Source organism: Streptomyces sp. NPDC001220 (assembly GCF_053597895.1).
In genome coordinates this window covers 24,942-49,388 of sequence record NZ_JBSFJE010000005.1, presented here as the reverse complement: position 1 = coordinate 49,388, position 24,447 = coordinate 24,942, and the positions used below count along the sequence as shown (strand labels likewise).

The 24,447-nt window shown below is 71.3% G+C and carries 25 protein-coding genes and 1 pseudogene; 8 read left to right on the top strand and 18 right to left on the bottom strand.

The window, feature by feature from the left end:
• Positions 1-140: 140 nt before the first annotated feature.
• Positions 141-581 (top strand): cell division protein SepF, encoded by a 441-nt coding sequence (locus ACWDGI_RS13655; RefSeq protein WP_351699550.1) that lies wholly within the window; start codon positions 141-143, stop codon positions 579-581.
• Positions 582-618: 37 nt separating this feature from the next.
• Here ACWDGI_RS13655 and ACWDGI_RS13650 read toward each other — a convergent pair whose 3' ends face one another.
• Positions 619-1,812: an acyl-CoA dehydrogenase family protein gene (locus ACWDGI_RS13650; RefSeq protein WP_450758581.1), complete on the bottom strand. Its 1,194-nt coding sequence runs from the start codon at positions 1,810-1,812 to the stop codon at positions 619-621.
• Between the two features lie 101 nt (positions 1,813-1,913).
• On the bottom strand, positions 1,914-3,521 hold the full coding sequence (locus ACWDGI_RS13645; protein WP_450758579.1) for an MFS transporter: 1,608 nt from the start codon (positions 3,519-3,521) through the stop codon (positions 1,914-1,916).
• A 260-nt stretch (positions 3,522-3,781) separates the two neighbouring features.
• Between ACWDGI_RS13645 and ACWDGI_RS13640 the strand changes: the two genes are divergently transcribed.
• The gene (locus ACWDGI_RS13640) at positions 3,782-5,113 is read left to right on the top strand and encodes a mannosyltransferase family protein (protein WP_450758577.1); all 1,332 of its coding nucleotides are present in this window, start codon (positions 3,782-3,784) and stop codon (positions 5,111-5,113) included.
• Positions 5,114-5,351: 238 nt separating this feature from the next.
• The gene (locus tag ACWDGI_RS13635) at positions 5,352-6,383 is read left to right on the top strand and encodes a phosphatase PAP2 family protein (RefSeq protein ID WP_450758575.1); all 1,032 of its coding nucleotides are present in this window, start codon (positions 5,352-5,354) and stop codon (positions 6,381-6,383) included.
• A 108-nt stretch (positions 6,384-6,491) separates the two neighbouring features.
• Here ACWDGI_RS13635 and ACWDGI_RS13630 read toward each other — a convergent pair whose 3' ends face one another.
• Positions 6,492-6,707: an I78 family peptidase inhibitor gene (locus ACWDGI_RS13630; RefSeq protein WP_450758573.1), complete on the bottom strand. Its 216-nt coding sequence runs from the start codon at positions 6,705-6,707 to the stop codon at positions 6,492-6,494.
• Positions 6,708-7,169: 462 nt separating this feature from the next.
• Positions 7,170-7,862 (bottom strand): transglycosylase family protein, encoded by a 693-nt coding sequence (locus ACWDGI_RS13625; protein WP_450758572.1) that lies wholly within the window; start codon positions 7,860-7,862, stop codon positions 7,170-7,172.
• Positions 7,863-8,403: 541 nt separating this feature from the next.
• On the opposite strand from ACWDGI_RS13625, the gene ACWDGI_RS13620 reads away from it, so the two are divergent.
• Both ACWDGI_RS13620 and ACWDGI_RS13615 read left to right on the top strand, forming a co-directional pair.
• Complete coding sequence (locus ACWDGI_RS13620; RefSeq protein ID WP_450758570.1) at positions 8,404-9,189, top strand: hypothetical protein; 786 nt, start codon at positions 8,404-8,406, stop codon at positions 9,187-9,189.
• A gap of 160 nt (positions 9,190-9,349) precedes the next feature.
• Positions 9,350-9,760, top strand: a complete 411-nt coding sequence (locus ACWDGI_RS13615) for a hypothetical protein (RefSeq protein ID WP_450758568.1) — start codon at positions 9,350-9,352, stop codon at positions 9,758-9,760.
• 55 nt (positions 9,761-9,815) lie between these two features.
• Here the strand turns inward: ACWDGI_RS13615 and der are convergent, their stop codons facing one another.
• From der to ACWDGI_RS13585, 6 genes are all read right to left on the bottom strand, one after another.
• Complete coding sequence (gene der / locus ACWDGI_RS13610; protein WP_450758566.1) at positions 9,816-11,294, bottom strand: ribosome biogenesis GTPase Der; 1,479 nt, start codon at positions 11,292-11,294, stop codon at positions 9,816-9,818.
• A gap of 77 nt (positions 11,295-11,371) precedes the next feature.
• Complete coding sequence (locus tag ACWDGI_RS13605; RefSeq protein ID WP_450758564.1) at positions 11,372-12,091, bottom strand: lysophospholipid acyltransferase family protein; 720 nt, start codon at positions 12,089-12,091, stop codon at positions 11,372-11,374.
• Positions 12,049-12,735 (bottom strand): (d)CMP kinase, encoded by a 687-nt coding sequence (cmk, locus tag ACWDGI_RS13600; protein WP_450758562.1) that lies wholly within the window; start codon positions 12,733-12,735, stop codon positions 12,049-12,051. The genes ACWDGI_RS13605 and cmk overlap by 43 nt, the downstream gene beginning before the upstream one ends.
• Before the next feature lie 96 nt (positions 12,736-12,831).
• The gene (locus tag ACWDGI_RS13595; protein WP_450758560.1) at positions 12,832-13,917 is read right to left on the bottom strand and encodes a prephenate dehydrogenase; all 1,086 of its coding nucleotides are present in this window, start codon (positions 13,915-13,917) and stop codon (positions 12,832-12,834) included.
• Complete coding sequence (gene aroH / locus ACWDGI_RS13590; protein ID WP_450758559.1) at positions 13,914-14,276, bottom strand: chorismate mutase; 363 nt, start codon at positions 14,274-14,276, stop codon at positions 13,914-13,916. Before aroH ends, ACWDGI_RS13595 begins: the two co-directional genes overlap by 4 nt.
• A gap of 96 nt (positions 14,277-14,372) precedes the next feature.
• Entirely contained in the window at positions 14,373-14,816 is a 444-nt protein-coding gene (locus ACWDGI_RS13585; RefSeq protein ID WP_450758557.1) for a YidB family protein, read from the bottom strand.
• On the opposite strand from ACWDGI_RS13585, the pseudogene ACWDGI_RS13580 reads away from it, so the two are divergent.
• The 3 genes and pseudogenes from ACWDGI_RS13580 to ACWDGI_RS13570 form a co-directional block, all read left to right on the top strand.
• Positions 14,802-15,005, top strand: a pseudogene (locus ACWDGI_RS13580) (DUF6529 family protein); the annotation flags it as partial. The gene ACWDGI_RS13585 and the pseudogene ACWDGI_RS13580 overlap by 15 nt on opposite strands.
• A 33-nt stretch (positions 15,006-15,038) precedes the next feature.
• Positions 15,039-15,539, top strand: coding sequence for a Rieske (2Fe-2S) protein (locus ACWDGI_RS13575; RefSeq protein WP_450759287.1), 501 nt, complete (start codon positions 15,039-15,041; stop codon positions 15,537-15,539).
• Positions 15,540-15,561: 22 nt separating this feature from the next.
• Positions 15,562-16,248, top strand: coding sequence for a nucleotidyltransferase domain-containing protein (locus tag ACWDGI_RS13570; protein ID WP_450758555.1), 687 nt, complete (start codon positions 15,562-15,564; stop codon positions 16,246-16,248).
• Here ACWDGI_RS13570 and ACWDGI_RS13565 read toward each other — a convergent pair.
• From ACWDGI_RS13565 to ald, 8 genes are all read right to left on the bottom strand, one after another.
• Complete coding sequence (locus ACWDGI_RS13565) at positions 16,245-17,267, bottom strand: ADP-ribosylglycohydrolase family protein (protein ID WP_450758553.1); 1,023 nt, start codon at positions 17,265-17,267, stop codon at positions 16,245-16,247. The two genes, ACWDGI_RS13570 and ACWDGI_RS13565, sit on opposite strands and share 4 nt — an antisense overlap.
• The gene (locus ACWDGI_RS13560; protein ID WP_450759285.1) at positions 17,264-17,983 is read right to left on the bottom strand and encodes an NUDIX hydrolase; all 720 of its coding nucleotides are present in this window, start codon (positions 17,981-17,983) and stop codon (positions 17,264-17,266) included. Before ACWDGI_RS13560 ends, ACWDGI_RS13565 begins: the two co-directional genes overlap by 4 nt.
• A gap of 171 nt (positions 17,984-18,154) precedes the next feature.
• Positions 18,155-19,276, bottom strand: a complete 1,122-nt coding sequence (locus tag ACWDGI_RS13555; protein WP_450758551.1) for a pseudouridine synthase — start codon at positions 19,274-19,276, stop codon at positions 18,155-18,157.
• A gap of 11 nt (positions 19,277-19,287) precedes the next feature.
• The gene (scpB, locus tag ACWDGI_RS13550) at positions 19,288-19,938 is read right to left on the bottom strand and encodes an SMC-Scp complex subunit ScpB (protein WP_450758549.1); all 651 of its coding nucleotides are present in this window, start codon (positions 19,936-19,938) and stop codon (positions 19,288-19,290) included.
• Positions 19,935-21,026: a segregation and condensation protein A gene (locus tag ACWDGI_RS13545; protein WP_450758547.1), complete on the bottom strand. Its 1,092-nt coding sequence runs from the start codon at positions 21,024-21,026 to the stop codon at positions 19,935-19,937. The genes scpB and ACWDGI_RS13545 overlap by 4 nt, the downstream gene beginning before the upstream one ends.
• 18 nt (positions 21,027-21,044) lie before the next feature.
• Positions 21,045-21,671 (bottom strand): hypothetical protein, encoded by a 627-nt coding sequence (locus tag ACWDGI_RS13540; RefSeq protein ID WP_450758545.1) that lies wholly within the window; start codon positions 21,669-21,671, stop codon positions 21,045-21,047.
• Positions 21,656-22,783, bottom strand: coding sequence for a ParA family protein (locus ACWDGI_RS13535; RefSeq protein ID WP_450758544.1), 1,128 nt, complete (start codon positions 22,781-22,783; stop codon positions 21,656-21,658). Before ACWDGI_RS13535 ends, ACWDGI_RS13540 begins: the two co-directional genes overlap by 16 nt.
• Before the next feature lie 412 nt (positions 22,784-23,195).
• Positions 23,196-24,311 carry an alanine dehydrogenase gene (gene ald / locus ACWDGI_RS13530; RefSeq protein WP_450759283.1) on the bottom strand — a complete coding sequence of 372 codons (1,116 nt, stop codon included), beginning with the start codon at positions 24,309-24,311 and terminating at the stop codon, positions 23,196-23,198.
• Between the last annotated feature and the right edge of the window lie 136 nt (positions 24,312-24,447).

Here is a 24,447-nt window from a genome sequence, read left to right as displayed (position 1 = left end):
TTGGGCTCTCGACGTATTCGCTCTGCACCAGTACCGTCACAAACCCCCCGCGCGGCGTCTATCCACTTGGCGCGCCATCCGCATCATGGACGACCATAGGGATGCGGAAGCATGAAAGACCGCTGTGAGAGGAGGCGTCCATGGGATCGGTACGCAAGGCGAGTGCCTGGCTTGGCCTCGTCGACGACAACGATGACGAGCGCTACTACGACGACGACTACTCCGAAGGGACCGAGCAGCCCGGGGATGCCTGGGTCACCGACCCCCGGGTCAAGGTGGCCTCGGACACCGCCGAGGAGAAGGGCCGCCGGATCGGCACGGTCACCCCGGACAGCTTCCGGGACGCCCGCGCGATCGGCGAGCTGTTCCGCGAGGGCGTGCCGGTCATCGTGAACCTCACGGCCATGGAGGCCGGCGACGCCAAGCGGGTCGTGGACTTCGCGGCCGGGCTGATCTTCGGCCTCCGGGGTTCGATCGACCGGGTGTCCAACCGGGTCTTCCTGCTCTCCCCCGCCAACACGGAGATCGTCAACGGTGAACCGGCCTCGCGCCGGGAGGACGGTTTCTTCAACCAGAGCTGAGGCAGGGCCGCTCGCCGGCCCTGCCCCCGCGCAGGGGTCACCGGAAGGCGTCGAGCCCGGTGAGCGCCTTGCCCAGCACGAGCTGGTGCATCTCGACGGTGCCCTCGTAGGTGAGCACCGACTCGAGGTTGGTCGCGTGCCGCATCACGGGATACTCCAGCGAGATCCCGTTCGCCCCGAGGATCGTCCGTGCCGTACGGCAGATCTCGATCGCCTCTCGTACGTTGTTGAGCTTGCCGAAGCTGACCTGCTCGGGACGCAGGCGGCCGGCATCCATCCGCCGCCCCAGGTGATGGGCGAGCAAGATCCCCTTGTGCAGTTCGACCGCCATGTCGGCGAGTTTGGCCTGGGTGAGCTGGAAGCCGCCGATGGGCCTGCCGAACTGCTCCCGCGACTTCGCGTAGTCGACGGCCGTCTCGAAGCAGGTGCGTGCCGCGCCCATGGCGCCCCAGACGATGCCGTAGCGAGCGTGCGACAGACAGCTGAGCGGGCCCTTGAGGCCGGTGACCTCCGGCAGCACGGCGTCGGCCGGCAGCCGTACGTCGTCCAGGACGAGCTCGCTGGTGACGCTCGCCCGAAGCGACCACTTGTGTTTGATCTCCGGTGCCGAGAAGCCGGGCGTGTCGGCGGGCACGACGAACCCCCGGATCCCGTTGTCGCTCTGCGCCCACACGACGGCCACGCCGGCCACCGAGCCGTTGGTGATCCACATCTTCCGCCCGTTGAGCACCCAGTCGCCGCCGGCGTCCCGCTTGGCGTACGTCCGCATGGCGGCCGGGTCGGAGCCGTGGTCGGGCTCGGTGAGGCCGAAGCACCCGATGACGTCACCGGCGGCCATGGGCGGCAGCCAGCGCTGCTTCTGCGCCTCGCTCCCGAACCGGTGGATGGCGTACATGGCCAGCGACCCCTGCACGGACACGAGCGAGCGGATGCCCGAGTCGGCGGCCTCCAGCTCCAGACAGGCGAGTCCGTACTGCACGGCGGACGCGCCCGCGCAGCCGTACCCGGTCAGCGACATCCCCAGGGCCCCGATGCCGCCCAGCTCCTTGGCGAGCTCCCTGATACCCGGCAGCTCCCCGCTCTCGTACCATTCGGCGACGAACGGCAGCACCCGGTCCGCCGCCCAGCTCCGCACGGTCTTGCGGACGGCGAGATCCTCCGGCTCCAGAAGATCGTCGATGCCGAGCGGATCACCGGCATCGAACGGAGGCAACTTCCCGGACGCGGACATGAAAACCCTCCCAAAACTAGCACCGCTAGTTACACCAGGTTACGCGGTGTCCGCCGCTTCTCCCACCCACCCGCACGGGCAGGGCGTGGAAGATCGTCGGGTCACGCGGAGACGCGGGACCTCTGGGGCTCTCTGGGAGCCGGGACCTCCACCGCCGGCTCCTCGCACTGCATCGCCCGCGGCAGCCGCAGCGCCATCACCGCGCCCAGCAGCAGCAGTCCCGCGCTCACCAGCAACGTCACATGCAAACCGTGCACGAAGGAGTCCCGCGCCGCGCGGCGCAACGCCGCACCCGTCGGGCCGCCGAGCCGTCCGGCGACCTCGTAGGCCTCGCCCAGTGAATGCCCGGCCGCGGCGGACGCCGACTCCGGCACCCCGGGCACCCGGGACAGCCCCGGCGCGTACGCCGCGTTCATCACGCTGCCCAGCAGCGCGATCCCGATGCCCGCCCCCAGCTGGTACGAGGTCTCGCCGATCGCCGCCGCCCCACCGGCCTGCGCCGCGGGCGCCTCGCTCAGCATCGACTCGTACGCCCCGAAGAGCGTGGTCTCCAGGCCGAAGCCGAGCAGCACGAAGCCGAACAGCAGCAGGCCCGCGTTGTCCACCCCGCCCATCGCGGTCAGCGTCAGCACCGCCGCCGCGGTCAGGCAGAAGCCGAAACACACCATCCGGCGCGGCCCGAAGCGCCGCAGCAGCCGGGCCCCCGCCAGCCCGGCGGCCATCGCGGCGAGCGTCAGCGGCAGCAGTCGCAGCCCCGTCTGCAACGGCGAGAGGCCCAGCACCAGTTGCAGATACTGCGCGGCGATCAGTTCGAGACCCACCAGCGCGAGCATCGCAAGCACGATGCAGCCCACCGCCGTACTGAACGCGGGCCGCGCGAACATCTTCAGGTCGACCAGCGGGTAGGTACGCCGCCGTTGCCGTCGTACGAACAGGAACAGCAGCAGCGCGCCGAGCACCAGCGGCGCCGTCGTGAGCGCGTCGGCGGCCGGTTCGCCGCTGCCCAGCCGCTTCACGGCGAACACCACGCCGAAGAGTCCGGCCGCCGCCATCAGCGCACCCACGACGTCCCAGGGGCCGTTGCGGTCGCCGCGCGACTCGGGGAGCAGAAGCCGCCCCACCGGGAGACTGATCAGCATCAACGGGATGTTGACCAGGAAGACCGAGCCCCACCAGAAGTGTTCGAGCAGGAAGCCGCCCAACAGCGGCCCGACGGCCGCGCCGACCGCCGCCACCGCGCTCCACACGCCGATGGCAAGGGCCCGTTCACGGCGGTCGGGGAAGACCTGCCGGAGGATCGACAGCGTCGCCGGCATGATCATCGCACCGCCGACGCCGAGCAGCGCCCGGGCCCCGATCAGCGCCTCGGCCGTCGGCGCGACGGCCGCCGCCGCCGAGGCGACCCCGAACAGGGCGTACCCGAGGAGCAGGACGCGCCGCCGGCCCACACGGTCGCCGAGCGTGCCGAAGAGGATCAGCAGTGAGGCGCAGACCAGCGGGTAGACGTCGACGATCCAGAGCAGTTCCATGGCGCCGGGCCTGAGGTCCGCGGTGACGGCCGGCACCGCGACGTGCAGCACGGTCGCGTCGAGGGCGACCAGCAGCAGGCTGACGCAGAGGACGACGAGGACGACCCAGCGGTTGGCACCTGCACCGGCCCCGGTCGCCCGACGGCGCGGCCGTACGGCTGCCGTGGTCGTCCCGGACATGTACGTACCTCCCAGATGATCCCTCGCGTGCGGCGGATCGGCGGGGTGGGGACTCCCCGTCGTACGGCCGGAGAGGAGCGGGATCTCCGGCCCGCGCATACGAACGCGAGTGACACGTCAGCGTACGCGAGTTCGTTCCGGTGGCACGTGGCGGACCTCTCACACGCTCCACGGAAGTCGTGTGGCGTACGCCACTGGCCCCGCTTCGCACCACGCCGCGGCGCGCCCTCCGGTTCCGTGTCCCCCCGATAATCGAGCCCGTGACCGATCTTGAAACGCCCGTGGCGGTACCGCACGCCCCCACCCCGCGCCGGGCGGCGCCGGCCCTGCTCGGATACGCCGCCGTGCGCGCCCTCGGCCTGCTGGCGCTGGCCGTGTGGAGCGGGGCGCGCGGCAAGAGCGCGTACACCTTGCTGACGGCACGCTGGGACTCGCTGTGGTACACGCGGGTCGCCGAGCACGGGTACGGCTACGAGGTACGGCTGCCGAACGGCGACGTCCACTCCAACCTGGCCTTCTTCCCCCTGCTGCCCTGGCTGGAGCGCGTGCTGCACGCGCTCACGCCCCTGTCGTACGCCGGCGCGGGCTTCACGGTCGGTCTGCTCGCCTCGCTCGCCGCGGCCTGGGGGATCTTCGCGGTCGCCGACTTCGTGTACGGCCCGCGGGTCGGCCTCTGCGCGGTGCTGCTGTGGGCCGTGCTGCCGGTCGGGATCGTGCAGTCGATGGCGTACAGCGAGTCCCTCTTCACGGCGCTGGCCGCCTGGTCGCTGTATGCCGTGCTGACCGGCCGCTGGCTGAGCGCGGGCACGCTGGCCGCGCTGGCCGGGCTGACCCGGCCGGTGGGGCTGGCCGTCGTGGCGGCGGTGTGGACGGCGGGGGTGGCCTCGTTCGTGCGGGATAGGAGCGGGGGCGTGCGCGACCGTGGCGAGAAGCGCGCGCGGGGCGCGCGGGACGATGGACGCGCCCCCGAGCCGTCCAGCGCCGCCCGCGCCCGGCGCGTTCCGCGAACGACCGGCGCGCCCCAGACAACACGCGCCCCGCACACGACACGCGCCCCGGGCACCGCAAGCAGCGCACGCGCCTCCGGCGTACCCCCCTGGCGCCGCGTCCTCGGGATGCTCGTCGCCCCCGCCGGCGCCGCCGCCTATGTCCTGTGGGTCGGCCATCGCACCGGCAGGGGCCCGCTCGGCTATCTGGACGTCCAGGCGGGCTGGCGCAACGGCTTCGACGGCGGCTACGCCTTCGCGCGCTTCGTCGCCGACAAGTTCGCGTCATTTCCGTCCGCCTTGGCCGGAGCGGGTTTGATCGTCGCTGTCTGCCTGCTGCTGTGGCTCTACGTGATCGGCGTCCGGCAGCGGCAACCACTCCCCCTGCTGGTCTACACGGGTGTCGTCCTCGCGCTCGCGCTGTGCGCGTCGAGCTATTTCGGCTCCAAGCCGCGCCTGCTGATGCCGGCCTTCCCGGTACTGCTGCCGCCGGCCCGGCTCCTCGCCCGGGCGCGCACCCGTAGATCGACGCTGGTCACGGTAGGTGTGGCGGTGGCCTCGGCGATGTATGGCGCGTTCTGGCTGAACGGTTCGGGGCCACCATGATCATCGGCGTGGCGACGGTGAGCAGTCGGAGGATTCCACGCCACGCTTTGGTTAACGAATTCATAAGTGCCATAAAACGGCTGCCCGACATGATCAAAGGAATTGAAGGACAGGCGCGCCGAGGATTACGAAATCCTTAGAATTCGGAGGCCTCCTGAGAGGTTTCCCACATCACATCGTCATCACAAAGCCGCAGTTTCGACCGGGAACAGAGCTCACTCGCTGTAACGTCGATTGGGTGCGTACCGAACGAAACCTCACCCGTCTGGACCGGGTGTTCACCAGGCTGGACCGTGAGCCGGAACGACCGGCCCACTTTGATCTGCCGAAGATGAGCCGGCACCGGGTCGTGTTGTTCACCGCGACCCTGGCCTTCTACCTGGCGATCGTGTGGGCCGTCGTGATCACGTCCTGGCTGGTCCGGCTCGACTGGCAGGTCATGTTCTTCCGGCCGTACCAGCAGTGGTCGGGAATCCACTGGTTCGTCGACTACTACGTGGTCCTCGGCCAGCGCGGCCCGACCGCCGTCATGGTCGCGGCCTGGCTGGGCTGGCGCTCATGGCGACAGCACACCCTGCGCCCACTGCTGACCCTCGGCGCCTCGCTGCTGCTGCTCAACATCACGGTCGGCGCCGCCAAGCTCGGCATGGGGCGCCTCGGACCGCACTACGCGACCGTGATCGGCTCGAACGAGATGGGCCTGGGCGGCGATATATTCCCCAGCGGCCACACCGCCAACGCGGTGGTGACCTGGGGAATTCTGGCGTATCTGGCCTCCACCCCGAGAGCCCGCCGCTGGCTCTCCGCGGCCTCCGCGGTCACCTCGCTCGGCGTCGGCATGTCCACCGTCTACCTCGGTACGCACTGGCTCAGCGACGTGTTGCTGGGCTGGGCCGCCGGGCTGCTGATCCTGCTGGCACTGCCGTGGTGCGAGCCGTTCATCGCCCGTGCCGAGACCTGGCTCTTCGACCTGCGCGACCGCTGGCGCGCCGGCCGCGGCCGTACGGCACCCGTGCCCGCGCCCGTCCCGGTCTCGCCGGTGGTGCTCAAGCCGCGTACCGCGCCCGCCGGGGACGCGCCCGCACCGGAGCGCGAGCCGGTCTCCTCGGCCCGCTCGCCCCGGGCCCCGATCCATCTGGCCCCCGGGCCGCACACGGCCCGCTCTGAGCGCACCCCGGTGACCCCGGTCGGCAGCCGCCGCCCGCAGCACCCCGAGCGTCAGCCGCGCGGCGGCGCCACCCAGCCGGCCCGCCCGCTGACGGGCGGCTGACGGCCGAACGGAGACACGACAGCGCGGGAGCCCGGTACGCACAGCCGGCCCGCACGGCGAAGGCCCCGGTTCCCCACTGCGGGAACCGGGGCCTTCGCCTTCGTACGGTCAGCCCTTCCAGGCACGTGCCACGACGCCGTCCCGTACCTCGAAGTTGAGCCGTCCCGTCCGGTACTCCATGGTGATGATCGCGCCCGGCGGCAGCGAGCGGATCGTCGGCCACCCGCGCTGCCGGGCGAGCCGTTCCGCGTCGCCCGCGTCGAGGCCTACGTACCCCTGCGGGCTGTCCTGGGGCTCCTTCGGCGGAGCCGGATTCGGTGCCATGCGGCCACGCTAGGCCGCTTCCGGCGGCGACGGAAGTCGAGAACGGCCGGCGAAGTCCGCCGTCCGTCTCCGGTCACACTTCTGTCACAGAATCACGACACGCGTTTCGTTCGAACTCTGTCACACGTACGGGCGGTTCAGTACGCCTTCCTGGCGCATTCCCGTGCAATTCCCTGATGCCGGTAGGGTCTTCCGAAAAGCCAGCCGGAAAGAACCGGAAGCAAGGATCAGGGGCGCTCAGGGGAGCCCATTCCATTCCGAATCCGCGAGTCGCCGCCGAAGCTGACACCGCATAAGAGTTTCACCGCTTCGGCACAGAACCCCCCTACGGCCCCGGGCCCGGGCCGGTTCCGGCGGCGCGAACTCGAAGCCGGTCGACCTCACATGAATCGCCCTCACAACGCACCGGGCCCCGCCCGGTCGGACCGGGCGGGGCGGGGCGTGGCGGGGCAGGGGCGCGCGTCAGAGCGCGAGGCGCTGCCCGGGCACGATGAGGTTCGGGTCGTCGCCGATGACGGCCTCGTTGGCGGCGTACACGTGCTGCCAGGTGGTGCCGTGGCGCTCGGCGATCTCGCTCAGGGTGTCGCCCTCGCGGACGGTGTAGTCGCCCCGGGCGGAGTCACGGCCGGTGTGGGCCGTCGGGCGCTGCGCCTTCTTCTGCGCCGGGGCCGACTCGGTGGTCGGCCTGGCGGCCGATCCGCCGGTGGACCTGGTGGCCGGCTCGGTGCTGCTCCTCGTGGTCGCCGAGGCCCCCTCGGGCGCCGAACCGGTCGCACCGGCCCGCGCCGAGCAGACCGGCCACGCACCCCAGCCCTGGGCCTGCTGAACCTTGGTGGCGACGGCTATCTGCGCTTCCCTGGAGGCCTGGTCGGCCGTCGACGCGTAGGCGGAGCCGCCGTACGCGCGCCAGGTGGAGGCGGAGAACTGGAGTCCGCCGTAGTAGCCGTTGCCGGTGTTGATGTGCCAGTTGCCGCCGCTCTCGCACTGGGCGATGCGGTCCCACACTCCGTTGTCCGCCGCCGCGGCGTTGCCGGTCGCGGCCAGCAGGCCCAGCGGGGCGAGCAGCGCCGCTCCGGCCAGGGCCGCGGTCGTACGGCCCTTGCGGGAGCCGTTCTTGGCGACGGTCTCACGGGTGGTATCGGCACACTCGGACATGTATTTCCCTCTCCACATACCCGGGATCCCCCAAGCGGGACGCGGTCCCCGCGCGATGGACGCGGTTCGTCGCGCTCGCCCCGTCCGCCGCGGCCGGTACTGCGATGGTGCTCTGCCTGGTGCCGGCCGGCGGACGTACCCGAGCGGTGCTCGTTGCACACGGCGGAGGAATCTAGAGATCTGGAACGCCCGAAATCAACCAACTCCCCGTCGGGCCAGGCCAGTTCAGCGTTACCGTAGGTAGCGGCGATTTTCGGACACCCGCTACATTCCCTGATTTCATGATTTGTCGACCATCTGATCGATGGATCTGTGATTCACTTCACCACGTCAAATTCCTTTGGCTTGCGAAGAGTTGACGGTGAGTGCCGGATTCCGCACGCCGAGTGACCCTGTGCGATGGATGGTTGGATCCCGATCCCCCCGGGGCGTGACCACCACCACAGATCACCCGTTGTCTTCTTCATGAGCCCGCAACCCCCTGGGGCTCACGGACCGGGATCCGCCCGGGCCTTCACGACCGCATCCCGAGGGAGCCACCGTGCCGCGCATGCTCGACGTCAGCGACGAGGTACGCGCCGAGATCGGCGACGAAGAAGCCGACCGGCTGCTCGCCGGAGACAACGCCCCAGGCAGTTACGACTGCACGTCCTGCCGTACCCCGGGCGACTCCGAACAGGAGCGCACCAGCACCGTCCTGTTCATCGGGGACGAGACCGCCGTCCTCGCCTTCGCCCACGCGGGCTGCCTGCCCTCGCAGGTCGTCCAGGTCACCGAGGAGCAACTGCAGGGCGCGGTCCGCTCCATCAGCGGCGACAGCGCGCCCGGCGGCGGGGCGCGGAAGTCCGTGCCCGAGCAGGCGGTGCTCGGCGTGACCAGCGGACTCGTACTGATCGCCGGGGAACTGCACCCCGCGCTCGTCGTCGAGCCGACCTCGCCGATCGTGCGGCCGGGCACGGACGGGGTGGGCGACGACTTCCTGCCGCTCCTCATCGAGCAGGGCTTCATGCCGGTGACGGAGCTGGCCGCGGTGCCGCCGGTGCTGCACGGATGGTCGGTGCTGCTGGCGGTGGGCCAGCTGCACGCGGTGCTCCAGCCGGGGAACAACGGCGGGCAGCCGGTTGCCTGGTGGCAGGCGCACCAGCCGTTGCAGGTGACCGACGGGTGGCGGGCGGCAGCCAACAAGCACCAGCAGGTCCTGATGTTCGCGGCGCCGGTCGGGTCGATCGGGCGGCAGCCCCGGGAGGACCTGCTGCGCGATGCGCTGGACAAGGCGGCGGCGAACGGGAAGCTGGTGGCGGCGGCGTTGCCCCTCGCGGGGGTCTGAGGGTCGCCCAGAGGGCGGAGGTGCCGGCCCCGTCGGCGGGCACGGGTGCGTCGTGGCTGGTCGCGCCCGCGCGGCGGAGCCGCATGTCGGATGCGGCCCCGCGCCCCAACGGGGCGCCGCATAGCCGCATCTCTTTGGTGACCCGGTCGTTTGGACATACGTGCACGCATACGACTTTCCGCCCCGCCGGCCGTCCTTCTCCGCTGTTCCGTCCGCTCGGACGGGGCAGGAGAGCCTGGGCGCGCTCTCGGCCACGCCGATCTACGACTCGCTCTACGCGGAGTGGGTCAAGGCCTTCCGTACGCTGCCGGGTGACCGCAGCGGTGAGGAGGGGCTGGGGTTCGTCGCCTTCGGCACGACCCCCTTCAGTACCGGCAGCACGCACGGTCTGGGGATGTACGGAGGGAACTCGTACAGCGCGTACAGCGCGGGCGCCTACAGTGCCCGTAACGGCGGTGACCAGCCGCAGCCGCCGCAGTGGCAGCGGATCGGGACACTCGGGCGCTCTCACGACACCGGGATGCTTCCCGTGCCGGCAGCGCTTCCGCCGGGACCGCGCCGGGGTCAGTGACGGATATGCCTGAGGGGCGGCCACCGGTGACGGTGGCCGCCCCTCAGGCGTACGGCTACTTCTTCCTGCCGCGCTTCTCGCGCACCCGGACGGAGATGTGGATCGGGGTGCCCTCGAAGCCGAACTCCTCGCGCAGCCGGCGTTCGATGAAGCGCCGGTAGCCCGCCTCGATGAAGCCGGAGGCGAAGAGGACGAACCGCGGGGGCTTGGTGCCGGCCTGGGTACCGAACAGGATGCGGGGCTGCTTGCCGCCCCGGACCGGGTGCGGGTGAGCCGAGACCAGCTCGCCGAGGAAGGCGTTCAGGCGGCCGGTGGGGACGCGGGTCTCCCAGCCGGCGAGGGCGGTCTCGATGGCGGGGACCAGCTTCTCCATGTGGCGGCCGGTCTGCGCGGAGACATTGACCCGGGGCGCCCAGGCGACCTGGCCGAGCTCGGTCTCGATCTCGCGCTCCAGGTAGTAGCGGCGCTCCTCGTCGAGGGTGTCCCACTTGTTGAAGGCGACGACGATCGCCCGGCCCGCCTCGACGGCCATGGTGACGATCCGCTGGTCCTGGACCGAGATGTTCTCGGAGGCGTCGATCAGGATGACCGCCACCTCGGCCTTCTCGACGGCGGCCGCGGTGCGCAGCGAGGCGTAGTAGTCGGCGCCCTGCTGGAGGTGGACCCGCTTGCGGATACCGGCGGTGTCGACGAACTTCCAGGTGATCCCGCCGAGCTCGATCAGCTCGTCGACCGGATCGCGGGTGGTCCCGGCGAGTTCGTTGACGACGACCCGCTCCTCGCCCGCCACCTTGTTGAGGAGGGAGGACTTGCCGACGTTCGGGCGGCCGATGAGCGCGATCCGGCGCGGGCCGCCGACGGCCGTGCCGAAGGTCTGCTCGGGCGCCTCCGGCAGCGCCTCCAGGACGGCGTCGAGCATGTCGCCGGTGCCGCGCCCGTGCAGGGCGGAGACCGGGTGCGGCTCGCCGAGGCCGAGCGACCAGAGGTAGGCCGCGTCGGCCTCGCCGCTGGGTCCGTCGACCTTGTTGGCGGCCAGCACCACGGGCTTGCCGGCCTTGCGCAGCAGTCGTACGACCGCCTCGTCGGTGTCGGTCGCGCCGACCTTGGCGTCCACGACGAAGACGACCGCGTCGGCCGCCTCGATCGCGTACTCCGCCTGGGCGGCCACGGAGGCGTCGATACCGAGGACGTCCTGCTCCCAGCCGCCGGTGTCGACGACCTTGAAGCGGCGGCCGGCCCACTCGGCCTCGTAGGTCACCCGGTCGCGGGTGACGCCGGGCTTGTCCTCGACGACGGCCTCGCGGCGGCCGATGATGCGGTTCACGAGCGTCGACTTGCCGACATTCGGGCGGCCGACGACCGCGAGCACCGGCAGCGGGCCGTGGCCCGCCGCCTCGATGGCACCCTCGACATCCTCGATGTCGAAGCCCTCTTCGGCGGCGAGCTCCATGAACTCCGCGTACTCGGCGTCGCCGAGCGCCCCGTGGTCGTACTCGTGCTCAGCCGAGTCGCCGGGCTGGATGTGGTCGTTCATGAAGTCCGTACCTCGTCGTTCATCGTGGTGATCGGTGGATAGGCCCCGTATCGGGCTGATCCACTACTTAGTGTCGCCTAGCGTCCGGTCAGACGCCTGGCGTTTTCCAGGTGACTGGTGAGCTGCTTCTGGATGCGCTCGGTGGCCTGGTCCAGGGCGGTGCGGGTGCGCCGGCCGCTGCCGTCGCCCGCCTCGAAGGGGTCGCCGAAGACGACGTCGACACGGGCGCGCAGCGGGGGCAGCCCCTTCACCAACCGTCCGCGCCGCTCGGAGCTTCCCAGCACGGCCACGGGCACGATCGGCGCCCCGGAGCGGACCGCGAAGTAGGCGAGGCCCGCGCGCAGCGAGGCGAAGTCGCCCTCGCCCCGGCTGCCCTCGGGGAATATGCCGAGCACTCCCCCGGCCGCCAGCACGCCGAGCGCGCGGGTGACCGCCGTGCGGTCGGTGGACTGCCGGTCCACCTTCAGCTGGCCGATCCGGTTCAGGAACGGGTCAAGCGGCCCGATGAACGCCTCCTTCTTGATGAGGAAGTGCGTCGGCCGGGGCGACACGCCCATGACCATCGGGCCGTCGATGTTGTGGGAGTGGTTCACGGCGAGGATCGCCGGGCCGTGCGCCGGCATCCGCCAGGCACCGAGCACGCGCGGCTTCCACAGCCCGTACATGAGGCCGACACCGATGCGCCGCCCCACCTCGGCGCCCCGCTGCGACGGAATCGACGGGGCCGACGGGTTCGACGGGTTCGACGGAAGGCTCACTTCCCCGCCCGCTTCTCCTCGACGAGGGTGACGACGCACTCGATGACCTGGGCCAGCGTCAGCTCGGTGGTGTCCACCTCGACCGCGTCGTCCGCCTTGGCGAGCGGCGAGGTCTTGCGGGTGGAGTCGGCCGCGTCCCGCTTGACCAGGGCCTCGCGGGTGGCGTTGACGTCGGCGCCCTTGAGCTCACCGCTGCGCCGGGCCGCGCGGGCCTCGGCGGAGGCGGTGAGGAAGACCTTCAGGTCGGCGTCGGGCAGCACGGTCGTGCCGATGTCCCGGCCCTCGACGACGATCCCGGTCTCGATGCCGTGGGCCAGCGACCGCTGCAGCTCACTGATCCGCGTCCGCACCTCCGGGACGGCGCTGACCGCGCTGACCTTGGAGGTGACCTCCTCGGTGCGGATCGGCCCGGCGACGTCCACGCCGTCGACGGTGATCGTCGGGTGGGCCGGGTCGGTCCCGGAGACGATCTCCGGCTTGCCGGCGACCGCCGCGATGGCGGTCGGGTCGGTGAGGTCGATGCCGTTGTTCACCATCCACCAGGTGATCGCCCGGTACTGGGCGCCGGTGTCCAGGTAGCTGAGGCCCAGCTGGGCGGCCACGGCCTTGGACGTGCTCGACTTGCCGGTGCCCGAGGGGCCGTCGATCGCGACAATCACGGGCTTTACGGCGCCGTTTTCCACGGGGGGACACCTTCCGGGTGCAGGGTGGTGGGTGGTGTGCGGGGCGCCGTCGCGCCCCGCACAAGGTTACCGGCCCCCGCGACCGCCTGATTCAGCCTATTGCCGCAGCGCCCAGCCGCGGTCCCGCAGCGCCGCGGTGAGCACCGGCACCGCCTTCGGCTCCACCCAGATCTGGACGTGACCGGCCTGCTGTCCGGTCGCGTGCTCGATCCGCACGTCCTCGATGTTGACCCCGGCCGCGCCGGCGTCCGCGAAGATCCGGGCCAGCTGACCGGGCTGGTCGTCGATGAGCACCGCCACGACCTCGTAGGCGCGGGGCGCGGACCCGTGCTTGCCGGGCACCCGGACCTGGCCCGCGTTGCCGCGCCGCAGCAGGTCCTCGATGCCGGCCCCGCCCTCGTGCCGCTTGGCGTCGTCCGAGGACTGCAGGGCCCGCAGCGCGCGCACGGTCTCGTCGAGGTCGGCGGAGACGTCCGCGAGCAGGTCGGCGACCGGGCCGGGGTTCGCGGAGAGGATGTCGATCCACATCCGGGGATCGGAGGCGGCGATCCGGGTCACGTCTCGGATGCCCTGACCGCACAGCCGTACGGCCGCCTCCTCGGCGTGCTCCAGACGGGCCGCGACCATGCTGGAGACCAGGTGGGGCATGTGGGAGACCAGGGCGACCGCGCGGTCGTGGGCGTCGGCGTCCATGACGACCGGCACGGCACGGCAGTGCGAGACCAGCTCCAGGGCGAGGTTCAGCACCTCGGTGTCGGTGTCCCGGGTGGGGGTGAGCACCCAGGGGCGGCCCTCGAAGAGGTCCGCGGTGGCCGCCAGCGGCCCGGACTTCTCCCGGCCGGACATGGGGTGGGTCCCGATGTACGACGACAGGTCCAGGCCCCGCGCCTCCAGCTCGCGGCGCGGGCCGCCCTTGACGCTGGCCACGTCGATGTAGCCGCGGGCCAGGCCCCTGCTCATCGCGTCGGCGAGGACGGCGGCCACATGGGCGGGCGGGGCGGCGACGATCGCCAGGTCGACGGGGCCGGGCGGGCTCTCGTCGGTGCCGGCGCCGAGCGCGGCCGCCGTGCGGGCCTGCTCGGGATCGTGGTCGGCGAGGTGGACGACGACGCCCCGCTGGGAGAGGGCGAGTGCGGCGGACGTACCGATGAGACCGGTACCGATGACGAGCGCGGTTCTCACTGGGCGATGTCCTTGCGCAGGGCGGCCGCGGCGCCGAGGTAGACATGGTTGATCCCGGTGCGGGGCCGGTCGGACTCGATGTGCGCGAGGATCCGGACGACCCGGGGCATGGCACCCTCGATGTCCAGTTCCTGGGCGCAGATCAGGGGCACGTCGACGATGCCGAGCTTGCGCGCGGCGGCCGCCGGGAAGTCGCTGTGCAGGTCGGGCGTGGCCGTGAACCAGATGCTGATCAGGTCGTCGGCGGTCAGCCCGTTCCGCTCCAGGACGGCGGTGAGCAGCGCTCCGACCTGCTCGTCCATGTGTCCGGCCTCGTCCCGCTCCAGCTGGACGGCCCCCCGGACCGCTCGTACCGCCACGGCACTGCTCCTGTTCTGACGTCGGCGCTTGGTCCGTCCAGCCTAGTCAGACCGCCGGCGGGCCGGTGCGCGGTGCCCGCCCGCTGAGACGACGGCTCACCGGGACTGCTGCCCGACCAGGTCCTCGACCGAGTCCTGCGGCACCTCGCCGGCGGGCGTCGGCCTGTCGACTTCCCGGGGCAGCCCCCGGGCGGTCCGGTCCGCGGCCTGCCCTGGACTGACGCCGGCCCGTTCGGGGACCTGGCGGAGGGAATCGTCGGGCAGGGCCCGCTGGGTCTGGTCGCCGGTGACGGGCCGGTCGGTGCCGGTGCCGCCCCAGGAGTCCTTCCGCGTGAGACCGGACCTGGCCAGGCTGTCGAGGAGGCCGTCCAGCGAACCGCCGCCCTGGCCCTGGCTGAGGGCGCCGATCAGCGTGGACAGCGGTCCGGCGCCGTTCCCGTCGCCGCCCAGCAGGCTGCCGAGTATTCGGTCGAGATCGTTGCCCGCCATGGCCGCGCCTTTCGGGGAGTCTTCTCGGTACCGGTTGTGTCCCGTCGCCAATCTGACCCGAATCGCCCCGTCCCGCTACTTGGGGTGAAACGCCCCAGTGCGGTGCGCGGCCGCCCCGCGTTGAGCTATCAGACGTACGAATCACACGTTTTGTGGCACTCCATCCCTACTTGCTTCTCCTTGGGTGCTTTCAGTGCCAAGATGCTGCTGCTCCGATCGGAGCGACTCCCTGGCGTCCGCCTTCTGGTTCTTTCGCACGTTCGGAGTGACGACATGCCCGACGGATCCACCCGCCGCACAATGCTCACGACGGGCGCGTCGGCGCTCGCCGCGTGCTGCGTGGGATGCAGCAACAGCAACAACAGTTCCTCCAGCTCCTCCGCATCGGCCTCCGCCTCCGCGCCGGCCTCCGAGTCGGCTGCGGCGTCGGCCTCCGCGTCAGCCTCCGCCGAGGCGTCCTCCTCCGGGTCGGCGAGCGCGGCCGCCGGCAAGGCGCTGGCGCAGACCAGTCAGATCCCGGAGGGCGGCGGCATGATCTTCAAGGAGCAGAAGATCGTGGTGACACAGCCGAAGAAGGGCGAGTACAAGGCCTTCTCGGCGATCTGCACCCACGAGGGCTGCACGGTTTCCCAGGTGGCGGACGGCACCATCGACTGCCCCTGCCACGGCAGCAAGTTCCACATCGCCGACGGCTCGGTCGCGCACGGCCCGGCCACGAGGCCGCTGCCCACCAAGTCCATCGCGGTGAGCGGAAATTCGATCACCCTGACGTGACCGGCCGCGTACGCTCCCGGCCATGCAGCCCGAGGACCTGGTACGCGACCACACGATCTACGCCTGTGTCATGGGGTCGCGGGCCTTCGGGCTGGCCACGGAGGACAGCGACACCGACCGCCGGGGCGTGTTCCTCGCCCCCACGCCCCTGTTCTGGCGCTTCGAGAAGCCGCCGACGCATGTGGAGGGTCCGGGCGAGGAGCGGTTCTCCTGGGAGCTGGAGCGGTTCTGCGAGCTGGCACTGCGGGCCAACCCCAACATCCTGGAATGCCTGCACTCGCCCCTGGTCGAGCACATCGACGACACCGGCCGCGAACTGCGCGGCCTGCGTGGCGCCTTCCTCTCCCGGCAGGCGTACGCCACCTTCACCGGCTACGCCCTGGGCCAGCGCCGCAAGCTCGACGCCGACGTCCGGGTCCACGGCGCCCCGCGCTGGAAGCACGCGATGCATCTCCTGCGGCTCCTGACGAGCGCCCGTGATCTGCTGCGCGAGGGCGAGCTGACGATCGACGTCGGCGACGCGCGCGAGTCACTCCTGGCGGTGAAGCGCGGCGAGGTCCCCTGGCCGGAGATCGAGACCCGGATGACCCGGCTCGCCGAGGAGGCCGAGCGGGCCCTGCACGGCAGCCCGCTGCCGGCGGAGCCGGACCACGCGCGCGTGGCGGACTTCCTGCTCCGGGCCCGCCGCGCCTCGGCTCTTCACGCCTAGGCGTCCCAGAGCGCACCCAGGGCCTGCAGGTCTCCTCGGTACTCGATGCGGTCGGCCCACTGCGTCGGCCAGGCCTCGACGCCCAGCCAGGCGCCCGCGAAGGCGCCGGTCAGACAGGCGATGGAGTCCGAGTCGCCGGAGGAGCAGGCGGCCCGGCGCAGGGCCGTCACCGGCTCTTCGGTGAAGAGCAGGAAACACAGCAGCCCGGTGGCCAGGGCCTCCTCGGCGATCCAGCCGGCGCCGGTGGCCAGGCACGGGTCGGCCTCCGGGGAGGCGGTCCGCACGGCCTCCTGGAGGCGGTCGAGCATCGCCAGGCACTCGTCCCAGCCGCGCGCGATGAACGCCTCAGGGGTCGCATCCTGGCTCCGGGTCCACAGGTCGCCGAGCCAGGTGTGGTGGTAGTGGGTGCGGTTGCCGACGGCGTACGACCGCAACTGCCCCACCAGGGCGGCCGGTTCGGTCCCCGTCGCCAGCAGTCGTACGGCACGCGCGGTGAGGTCGGAGGCGGCCAGGGCGGTGGGGTGGCCGTGGGTGAGGCCGGACTGCAACTGGGCCGCGCCGGCCCGCTGTTCGTCGCTCAGCCCGGGCGCCAGCCCGACCGGCGCGACCCGCATGTTGGCCCCGCACCCCTTGGAGCCGATCTGGCTGGCGTCCTGCCAGAGCCGCCCCTCCTCCTTCAGCAGATCGCAGGCCTTCAGACAGGTCCGTCCGGGCGCCCGGTTGTTCTCGGGCGACTGGTACCAGTTGACGAACTCCTCGCGCAGCGGCCGTTCCAGCCGCTTGGGCGCGAGCACCCCCCGGTCCATGGCGGTGCGCAGCCCGTGCCCGACCGCGAGCGTCATCTGCGTGTCGTCGGAGACGAAGGCCCGCGCGGGCAGCTCCATCTCCCGCCACGGCCCGCACTTGGCGAGGATCGAGGGCACGTCGTTGAACTCGGTCGGGAAGCCGAGGGCGTCCCCGAGGGCGAGACCGATCAGGGAGCCGCTGGCGGCACGCTTGTACGCGAGGTTCGAGGTCATGCGGGGCGTCCTTCCCGGGACGGGCGGAGCAGGGGCGGATGGAGCGTGGCGGCGGTGCCCGCGCGGTAGAGCGCGGCGGGCTTGCCGCGGCCGCCGGTCAGCCGGGCGGCACCCGGCACCGGTTCGACGAACCCGGGTGTGGCGAGCACCTTGCGGCGGAAGTTGGGGCGGTCCAGTTCGACGCCCCACACGGTCTCGTAGACGTTCTGCAGCTCGCCGAGCGTGAACTCGGGCGGGCAGAAGGCGGTGGCCAGGCTGCTGTACTCCAGCTTCGCGCCGACCCGGTCATGGCCGTCGGCCAGGATCCGCTCGTGGTCGAAGGCGAGCGGCCGCGCCGCGTCGTAGGGCAGCCAGCGCGCCTGGGCCGCGTCGCCGCCGCCGTGCGGTTCGGGCGCGTCGGGCAGCAGCGCGGTGAAGGCGACGGAGACGACCCGCATCCTCGGGTCGCGGTCCGGCTCGCTGTAGGTGCGCAGCTGCTCCAGGTGCAGCCCCGACACGTCCGACAGTCCGGTCTCCTCGGCGAGTTCCCGCCGAGCCGCCGTCTCGGCCGACTCCCGGGGCAGCACGAAGCCGCCCGGCAGCGCCCACCGTCCGGCGTACGGCTCCTGCCCGCGCTCGACGAGCAGCACGTTCAGGGCACCCGCGCGGAGGGTGAGGACGGCGAGGTCGACGGTGACGGCGAAGGGTTCGTAGGCGTACTTGTCGTAGCCCCGCATGGGCCCGTCCACCCCCTTACTGGTCACTCCGACTTATAGTCGCTACGACTATAAAGAAAGTGCAGGTCGCCGCGCAAGGCCCTCAGCGGCCGCTGGAGCCCCGTTCACGCGAACGGCGACGGCCGGTCCCGTCGCACGCGGAACCGGCCGTCAGGGAAGACACAGGACCCTCTAGAGGTCGACTTCCTTCATGAGCATCCCGACCTCGGTGTTGGACAGGCGGCGCAGCCAGCCCGACTTCTGGTCGCCGAGGGTGATCGGCCCGAAGGAGACCCGCACCAGCTTGTCGACCGGGAAGCCGGCCTCGGCCAGCATGCGCCGCACGATGTGCTTGCGGCCCTCGTGCAGGGTGACCTCGACGAGGTAGTTCTTGCCGGTCTGCTCGACGACCCGGAAGTGGTCCGCGCGCGCGTACCCGTCCTCCAGCTGGATGCCGTCCTTGAGCTTCTTGCCGAGGTCGCGCGGGATCGGGCCCACGATGTGCGCGAGGTAGGTCTTCTTCACGCCGTACTTGGGGTGGGTCAGCCGGTGCGCCAGCTCGCCGTGGTTGGTGAGCAGGATGACGCCCTCGGTCTCGGTGTCCAGGCGCCCCACGTGGAAGAGCCGGGTCTCCCGGTTGGTGACGTAGTCACCGAGGCACTGCCGCCCGTCCGGGTCCTCCATGGTGGACACCACGCCGGCCGGCTTGTTCAGCGAGAAGAACTGGTACGACTGCGTGGCGACGGTCAGCCCGTCGACCCTGACCTCGTCCTTCTCCGGGTCGACCCGCTTGCCCTGCTCGACGACGATCTCGCCGTTGACCTCGACCCGGGACTGCTCGATCAGCTCCTCACAGGCGCGCCGCGAGCCGTAGCCCGCGCGGGCGAGGACCTTCTGCAGCCGCTCGCCCTCCTGCTCGGCGCCCGGGAAGGTCTTGGGGAGCTTCACGTCCGGCTTGCCGGCGTACCGCTCCCGGTTGCGCTCCTCGGCCCGGGCGTCGTACTCACGCGAGCTCGCCGGAGCGGTACGGCCGCGCCCGGTGCCCTGGCCCTGCCTGGGGCCGCCCTTGGCGCCGCCGCGCGCCGAGGCGCCACGGCCCGACTTCGGGCCGTCCTGAGTCGCGCCGGGACCCACGTCGTAGCGCCGCTCCTCCGGGCGCGGCTTCTTCGGCCGGCCCCCCTGCTTGTCGTCGCGGGCGTTACCGGCGCCGCGGTAGTTACCGCGGGCACCGCTGCTCCCGCCGCGGCCGCCGCTGTTGCCACCACGGCTCCCGCCGTTGTTTCCGCTGCTGTTCCTGCCGCTGCTGCTTCGCATCAAATTTCCGTCTAGTCGTCTGCGTCGTCTGTACCCGGCGCATCGGGTGCGTCCGGATCGAACGACGGTACGCCCTCCTGGGTCTCGGCCTCGATCGCCTCCGCCTCCGGGAGGAAGGGCGCGAGTTCCGGAAGTTCGTCCAGGCCGCGCAGGCCCATCCGCTCCAGGAAGTAGTTCGTCGTCCTGTACAGGATCGCACCTGTTTCGGGTTCCGCGCCCGCCTCCTCGACCAGACCGCGCTGCAGCAGGGTGCGCATCACACCGTCGCAGTTGACTCCTCGTACGGCCGAGACGCGGCTGCGGCTCACCGGCTGGCGGTAGGCGACGACCGCCAGGGTCTCCAGCGCGGCCTGGGTGAGGCGGGCGGTCTGGCCCTCCAGGACCAGCCGCTCGACGGCGGGCGCGTACTCGCCCCGCGTGTAGAAGCGCCAGCCGCCCGCGACGAAGCGCAGCTCGAAGCCGCGGCCCTGGGCGGTGTACTCCTCGGCCAGCGCCCGCAGCGCCTTCGTGATCGTCTGCCTCGGCCGCTCCAGGATCTTGGCCAGGTGCTCGACGGTGGCGGGCTCGTCCACGACCATGAGGACGGCCTCCAGGGCCGGCTTGAGGTCGAGTTCGGCGACCGGGCGCAGCCCGGCCGGCAGCTGGGTGGTGTCCTCGCTCACGCCTTCTCCTCCTTGGGCGGCTCGGGCGGCTCGGGCGGCCGGTCGAACTCGTCGGTCACCACCGGCTGGGTGGCGCCGTCCCCGCCGGTCCACCGCACGATCAGATCGCCGAGCGCGGTCTCCTGGTCCAGCGCGACGGCCTTCTCGCGGTACAGCTCCAGGAGGGCCAGGAACCGGGCGACGACGGTGAGGGTGTCGTCGGTGTCCTCGATCAACGACTGGAAGCTGGCCTCGCCCAGCTCCCGCAGCCGCGCCACCACGATCCCGGCCTGCTCCTGCACGCTGACCAGCGGGGCGTGGATGTGGTCGATGTACACCTGCGGCTTGGGTCTGGGCTGCATCGCCTTGACCGCGAGCTTGGCGAAGCCTTCGGGGCCGATGCTGATGACGACCTCGGGCAGCAGCTCGGCCAGGTGCGGCTCCAGGCCGACGGTACGGGGCCAGCGGCGGGCCTCTTCGTCCAGGCGCCGGTTGAAGATGTCGGTGATCTGCTTGTACGCGCGGTACTGCAGCAGCCGCGCGAAGAGCAGGTCCCGGGCTTCGAGGAGGGCCAGGTCGGCCTCGTCCTCGACCTCGGCGGCGGGCAGCAGCCGGGCGGCCTTGAGATCGAGCAGGGTGGCGGCGACGACGAGGAACTCGGTCGTCTGGTCCAGGTCCCAGTCCGGCCCCATGGCCCGGATGTGCGCCATGAACTCGTCGGTGACCTTGGAGAGCGCGACCTCGGTGACGTCCAGCTTGTGCTTGGAGATCAGCTGCAGGAGGAGGTCGAAGGGACCCTCGAAGTTGGCGAGCCGGACCTTGAAGACCCCGTCGGGTACGGGTTCCGGTTCGGTGGTCTCGACGGGAGCCTCGCCGGCCTCCTCGGCAGGGGGAGCCTCCGGCTCGGGTCCGGGCTCCGCCACGACGGGCTCCGGCTCCGGTACGACGGGCCCCGGTACGACAGGCTCCGGCTCCGCCACGACGGCCTCGGGCGCCGCCTCCGCCTCCGCCTCCGCGGAAACCGTCGCAGCCGCCGTGCCAGGACCCTGTCCCAGCACACGCCGACGGCCGCCGGAGGGGCCGGGAACGGGAGCGTCGGTCGAGGTCATAGCCCCCGCAGGCTACCCCTACCGGCCGCGCAGCCGTCGTACGAGGATGCTCGCGTCCCCTCGGGACTCGAGGTCGGCCAGCACCACGGCGACCGCCTCGCGGACGATCCGGCCCCGGTCCACGGCCAGTCCGTGTTCGCCGCGGAGCACGAGACGCGCGTGCTCCAGATCCATCAGCTCCTCGGCGGAGACATAGACGGTGATCTTCTCGTCGTGGCGTTCGCGGCCGCTGGGCCGCCGCGCGGGTGCCCGGCCGCCGCGCTTGCGGGGCTGGGCCTGCTCGGCGGAGGCGCCAGAACCTTCCTGCGCCGCCTGCCGCCGCCCGGACCGGTCGACCGACGGCGTGACCGTCGCCGAGGACCCGGCCGGTGCCACGGCGTGGTTGCGGGACTCCCCGGCGTCGCCCGACTCGGCCTCCGCCGCCACGTGCTCCGCGCCCTCGCCGTCGCCGCCCTGCACGGGCACCGAGTGCGGCGCGTCGTCGGCGGCCTCGGCCGCCGTGCCGTCGCTCTCCGCGGGACTCGCGGGAGCCGGCACCCGGGCCTCGCCGTTGGCCGGGCGCCTGGGTGTGGACGGCTGCAGCGCCATCCCCCCGGTCGTACGGAACAGTTCGTCGGCCCCCGGCAGACTCACTCGGCGTGACACCGGGCGAGCACCTCCCTGGCGAGCTGGCGGTAGGCGGCGGCACCGACGGAGTTGGAGGCGTACGTGGTGATCGGCTCGCCGGCGACCGTGGTCTCCGGGAAGCGGACCGTGCGGCCGATGACCGTGTGGTAGACGTGGTCGTCGAAGGCCTCGACGACACGCGCGAGCACCTCACGGCTGTGCACGGTGCGGGAGTCGTACATGGTGGCGAGGATGCCGTCGAGCTCCAGCTCCGGGTTGAGCCGCTCCTGGACCTTCTCGATGGTCTCGGTCAGCAGGGCGACACCACGCAGGGCGAAGAACTCGCACTCCAGCGGCACGATCACCTTGTGGGCGGCCGTCAGCGCGTTGACCGTGAGCAGGCCGAGCGAGGGCTGACAGTCGATCACGATGTAGTCGTAGTCGGGCAGCAGCGGCTTCAGGGCGCGCTGCAGCGTCGACTCGCGGGCGACCTCGGAGACCAGCTGGACCTCGGCGGCCGACAGGTCGATGTTGGAGGGCAGCAGGTCCATGTTGGGGACCGCCGTCTTCAGGAGCACCTCGTCGGCCGCCATGCCCCGCTCCATGAGCAGGTTGTAGACGGTGAGGTCGAGCTCCATCGGGTTGACGCCCAGACCGACCGACAGCGCGCCCTGCGGGTCGAAGTCCACGAGCAGCACCCGGCGGCCGTACTCCGCGAGCGCGGCACCCAGGTTGATGGTCGACGTGGTCTTGCCGACGCCGCCCTTCTGGTTGCACATCGCGATGATCGTCGCGGGGCCGTGACTGGTCACCGGGCCCGGGATCGGGAAGTACGGCAGCGGACGCCCGGTCGGGCCGACGCGCTCGCGGCGCTGGCGGGCCGCGTCGGGCGCGAGTGTGGCCGCGTACTCCGGATCGGGCTCGTATTCGGCGTCGGGGTCGTAGAAGTGCCCGTCGGGCAGGTCGTCGTAGTCGGCGAACTGGCTGTGGGGCGCGCCACTTCCGTCGCCGGCCATGGCGTTCACGTGATGGCCATCCATGCTCTGGTGTGCTGTCCGCGTGGTCAGCGAACTCTGATGGGCTGCGAAGGTGCGCACCGCGACGGAGCCGACAGCCTCGAACCCCGCGGGACCCTGGTCCCTCACCGGCATTCCTGGTTGACCACCCCCGGGAGAAAATGTCGACTCATTCACAAGTCGTCTTACCTCCTTGGTGACCAGGAAACTTCTAGACAGGTCAGCGTGGCACCATGCCGACGGTTGGCGACTCTATGGCGTGTCGGGCGTCCGCAGCAACACAATCCGCCGGACCCGGCAGGATGTGTCGGCAATGAAACATCCCGCTGTCAAGGGCGTACGGCCGTCGCACAGCAGGTTTCACCGGTGTGCGAATCGGTCGAAGGGTTACGTTCGAGGCGAGTTGACCGAGCGTCGCAAAGTGACCATACACACATCCGGCCGGACCTTGTCGGGCAAGGTCCGGCCGGGTGTACGCGATTGACGCGGCTTGTTGACGTATCGCCTTTACGAAAAGGTGACTTAGTCACCGCCTCGGCGGAGCGGCTCAGTCCAGCAGCGTGTCGAGCTCCACGTGCTCCAGACCGTGCGCCTCGGCGACCTCGCGGTAAACGACCTTGCCGTCATGGGTGTTGAGACCCCGGGCGAGCGCGGCGTCGCGGCGCAGCGCCTCGACCCAGCCGTTGTCCGCCAGCGACACGATGTACGGCAGCGTGGCGTTGGTGAGCGCGTAGGTGGAGGTGTTGGGCACCGCGCCGGGCATGTTGGCGACGCAGTAGAAGACCGACTCGTGGACCCGGAAGGTCGGCTCGGCGTGCGTGGTGGGGCGGGAGTCCTCGAAGCAGCCGCCCTGGTCGATCGCGATGTCGACAAGAACACTTCCCGGCTTCATGCGGGAGACCAGCTCGTTGGTGACCAGCTTGGGGGCCTTGGCGCCCGGGATGAGCACCGCGCCGATCACCAGGTCGGCCTCCAGGCACGCCTTCTCCAGCTCGAAGGAGTTGGACATGACGGCCTTGACCTTGGTGCCGAAGATCTTGTCGGCCTCGCGCAGCTTGTTGATGTCGCGGTCGAGCAGGGTCACGTCGAAGCCCATGCCGATGGCGATCTGCGCGGCGTTCCAGCCGGAGACGCCGCCGCCGATGACGACGGCCTTGGCGGGCAGCACACCCGGGACGCCGCCGGGCAGGACGCCACGGCCGCCGGCCGCGCGCATCAGGTGGTAGGCGCCGACCTGCGGGGCGAGCCGGCCCGCGACCTCGGACATCGGGGCGAGCAGCGGCAGGGCGCGGCTGGGCAGCTCGACGGTCTCATAGGCGATGGCGGTGGTGCCGGACTCCAGGAGGGCGTCGGTGCACTCCTTGGACGCGGCCAGGTGCAGGTAGGTGAAGAGGGTCTGGTCCTTGCGGAGACGGTGGTACTCCTCCGCGATCGGCTCCTTGACCTTCAGCAGCAGGTCGGCGGTGGCCCACACCTCGTCGGCCGTGTCCAGGATCTGCCCACCGGCGGCGATGTACTCGTCGTCCGGGATCGACGAGCCGACACCGGCGCCGCGCTCGATGACGACCTGGTGGCCGTGGCGCACCAGCTCGTGCACACCGGCGGGGGTGATGGCCACCCGGAACTCGTTGTTCTTGACCTCGCGGGGGATGCCGACCTTCACGTGGATCACGGTCCTTGGCTCAGAGGGTGTGGGGGCATAACAGCACATACCCGGCATGCGGGAACACACCAGGAGACACCGCAGGAGAACCGGCGGCAGAGCCAGTTTAATGAAGGCGTTCCGGCTGTCTAGCCTT